Source organism: Stutzerimonas stutzeri (assembly GCF_000935215.1).
Classification (GTDB): domain Bacteria; phylum Pseudomonadota; class Gammaproteobacteria; order Pseudomonadales; family Pseudomonadaceae; genus Stutzerimonas.
Map to the genome: position 1 here is coordinate 1 of NZ_JXXD01000388.1, position 3,602 is coordinate 3,602.

Genomic DNA, 3,602 nt, shown 5'->3' on the forward strand with positions numbered 1-3,602 from the left:
TTCATCCGCCATTGCCTCGGCATCCTCCGGGGCGTTTTGCTCCGGGCCTTCTTCCTGCACGGCATCCTGCGGGCCTGCGGCCTTGAAGATGGCGGGCATCCAGCCCGTGCCATCGGCCAGCCGCTCGGCCTCGCTGGCAATGTCGGCCTTCTTCAACTTCGCCAGCCGGGTTACAGAATCCGGTGCAAACACGGCCACGGCATCCAGAATCACGGCCTTGGAAACATGCTTGAAGTAGCCTTCTGCGGTCGGCTTCCACCATGCGGCCATGTCGAGGCCCACGGCCTGCGCCAGTTCTGCGCCGCGCTGGTGCGGCGTGGCGCGGGGTGTCACCACGTCCACCGTGGAAGCCACGCACACGGCCAGCAGCCGCACCAGTTCATCTTGCGGCTTCGCCAGCAGCACGGCGAACAGTTCGGCGCTGTCCTCCGGCAAGGCTTCGCCCGCCACCTGTTGCAGTTCGCGCAGCGCCACGGCGGCGGGCGATTCGGGCAAGTCCGGGGCCATGCCTTCCAGCCGGTCTTGCACTTTGAGGCTTACGCCCAGCGGCAAGTCGTGGCCGTAGTGGCTGCCCTGCAAAACGGTCTGCACCATGCCATGCACCACGGCGGCCAGCGCGGCTTGCGGATGCCGGGCGACTTCGATTTGCAGCGCGGCGGTGCGGTGGGCGCTCAACTTCTGCGCCAGCCGGTCGGACATGGCGGCGGCCTTGGGCTGCCTGTCGTCGTCTCCGTCCTCGCCTTCCTCGTCGTTCGCGGCTTCGCCTTCGCCGCCGAAACCCTGCCGAATCCTTTCCAGTGTGCGCAGCGCCTTGGCTTCGGCTTCGCGCATCAGGCCGCGATGAATGACGGCCTCGCCGTTGCGGTCGATGGTGACGATGGCTCCGGCTGCGGCCTTCACGTTCGCGCCGTAGTCTTGCAAGCCATCTTCTAGCGCTTGCAACTGCTCGCCCACGGCTTCGCCTTCCTCCTGCAAGGCATCGGCCTTTTCCTCGTCGTCGGCGTCCAATGCGGCATCCACGGCTTCGGCCAGTTCGTGCATCCGGGCTTGCAGCTTCTCGATGCGTGCGGCTTCGCGCTTGTTCGGTTCGCGGCGCTCCCTCGGGGCGCGTTGGAAGGTGTGCAGGTCGGCATGGGTCGCGCCCGGCGTGGCATCCACCCACGCCCAACCTTCGGCGCGAACATTGGCGGCAATGCCTGCCAGCCGGGTTTGCGCCAGTCGTTCCAGCAGCGCGGCATCGGTCAGATACACGCCCGCATCGCCTTCCGCAAACAGGTCGCGGCGGATGCCACCGCCTGCGGCTTCGTAGGTGTCCAGCCCTACGAACCGCACCAGCGGATGCCGGTAGGCGTCGATTTCGCGCTCGGTCAGGCGTTCGCGCAAGTGGGACGGATGCCGCTGCCACTGCGGGGCATCGTAGAACGCGGCTTCCTGTGCGGCGTGGTCATCGGTGATGGCAAGCGCCATCAACTGATCGAGCGTGACGGCATCGGCGCGATAGTCGGCCATCAGGCGCGGCGACACGTTCGCCAGCTTCAAGCGGCGTTGCACCACCAGCGGCGTGACGCTGAAATCCGCCGCAATGTCCTCGATGGGCCGGCCTTCGGCCACCAGCGCGGCGAATGCCTCGAACTGGTCGGCGGGGTGCATGGCTTCGCGCTGTACGTTCTCGGTGAGGCTGGCCGTGCGGGCGGTGCCATCGGCTACCAGCAGGCAAGGAACCTCCCATTCCTTGCTGATGCGGTGCTTTTTCGCCAGCAGCTTCAACGCGGCGAGGCGACGGCCACCGGCGACGACTTCGTAATGCTCGCCATCGGCGGATGCAATCACGATCAGGTTTTGCAGCAGGCCGACACGCTGGATGGATGCGGCGAGTTCGGGGATGGACATGCGCGGGGTCTTGCGCACGTTGCGGCCCGTGGGGCGCAACACCAGCCGCGACAGCGGAACCAGAATCAGGTTCTTGGTCGGGTCGGCAGCTTCCAGCGCGGGGGCTTGGATGGCGCGGGCTTCGGTAGTGGTAACGGCGTTCATGGTGTATCTCCAATCAAGTGAAACAAGGGAATGGAGGGGAACCGCCCCTCCGGCGGGTAAAAGATCGGAAGGGTTCAGGCTTTCAACTGGCGCAGGCCATCGGCCAGCATCCAGAGGGCGCGATTGAGGCGCACATCGGAATCAATGCCTTGCACCGGGCGGGTCTGCTGGCGGCGCCCGTTGGCGCTGCGGCCATGCAATCCGCCTTTGGTCAGGTTTTCTTGGGTGCGGTTGAACACGCTCCACAAGTCCGGGCGGCGGTCGTCGAACCGGCGCGGCATCAGGATTTGCGATTCGGTGATGGGCGCTGGCTTGTTGTCGGTGGGGTCGTACTTGAGGGCCAGCGCGGAACGGGCGAACACTTCGGCCTCGCCTTCGTCCAGCGTGATCGCGCGCATGGCATCGCGGGATTCCTTCACCCGCTCGAAGCCGCTCAACACCTCGAAAGCGCCTTCGATGACGGAGCCGGCTACGTCGCCTTTGTGGGGCACGCGCACGTCCGCCACGGTGTCGCCGCAGACAAGACCATTGCTGCACACGAACCGGAACATGCCGGCCAGCATCTGATAGCTGCTGGTGCCGTCATGCGAGTTCAGCAGCACGATTTCGTTAGCCTCCGCGCCGTTGATCTGGCTGGCGTGGCGCAGGCGAATCATGTGTTTCGTGTGCTCGCGCTTGCCTTCATCGCGCACGCGGGTCTGCGTCACCATGAAGGGCTGGAAGCCTTCTTTCCGAAGCTCGGTCAGCACGGCGGCGGTGGGGATGTAGGCGTACCGCTGCGAACGGCTCTCATGCGGGGCGTCCGCGAAGATGGACGGCGCGACACGGTGAATCTGGTCATCGGTCAGCGGGTATTCGCTGCGCAGTGCCGGGGAACGGGAAGCGAAACGGGATGCGAGTTGCATGGTCTTTCTCCTGACAAAAAGAGGTTTGCTGTTCACACCGCACACCGGATTCCTAGATTCGGAGCCCAGCCTTTCAGCTGTTCGGTGCGGTCGGCACGAGGAACCCGGTTAGCCCTGTTGCCACCGTCTTTCCTGAGTTCATCGCCCGCGACGGTCAGGAGCGCGCGAACGGGGGCCGTCAAGGAGGCAAGCGCGGGGTTGGTGCGGCCCGCAGGCGCAGCCGAGGACACGGCCCTGCGTGCCTTGACGGCACACGGGCGCGGGCTACAGTCGCAGACAAGGTGATGAGGTCAGGGAAGACGGCTGGACATGGCAACGGCCATCCCTATGTGCCGAACCGCACGGCAAGCGAAGCGCGCAGGCCCGGATCTAGAAGCCGGGCCGGAGGCGTCAGCCGAGCGGAGCGAGGGAACGATGGAAGCCCGTCAGGGGCGAGACGCCGCAGGCGGCTCGATGCGCAACGCGCACGACAGCGCGACCGGCCATGTCTTCTTGGCCGGGGACGCCCTGACTTCGATGCTCGATGAACATCACGCCCAGGACAGCCCTCATGCACAAGGCATCGAGAAATTGCTTCTGCTGCTGGGACTGCGATTGGCTTCTGGCCGATCCGGCGCAGCCGGTTCGGCGGTCTTCCAGGGGCGCCAAGCATCGCGCGGCGGG

Annotated in this window: 3 protein-coding genes; 1 reads left to right on the forward strand and 2 read right to left on the reverse strand. The window is 65.8% G+C overall.

Features of this window, described 5'->3' with window-relative positions; genetic code table 11:
* Both LO50_RS23590 and LO50_RS23595 read right to left on the reverse strand, forming a co-directional pair.
* The coding region (locus LO50_RS23590; RefSeq protein ID WP_044316563.1) for a ParB/RepB/Spo0J family partition protein at positions 1-2,034 on the reverse strand (2,034 nt) is incomplete at its 3' end.
* A 74-nt stretch (positions 2,035-2,108) separates the two neighbouring features.
* Entirely contained in the window at positions 2,109-2,939 is an 831-nt protein-coding gene (locus LO50_RS23595) for a DUF932 domain-containing protein (protein WP_023110659.1), read from the reverse strand.
* A gap of 414 nt (positions 2,940-3,353) precedes the next feature.
* Between LO50_RS23595 and LO50_RS25035 the strand changes: the two genes are divergently transcribed.
* Positions 3,354-3,602: hypothetical protein (locus LO50_RS25035; protein WP_162484531.1), on the forward strand; the 249-nt coding region annotated here is incomplete at its 3' end.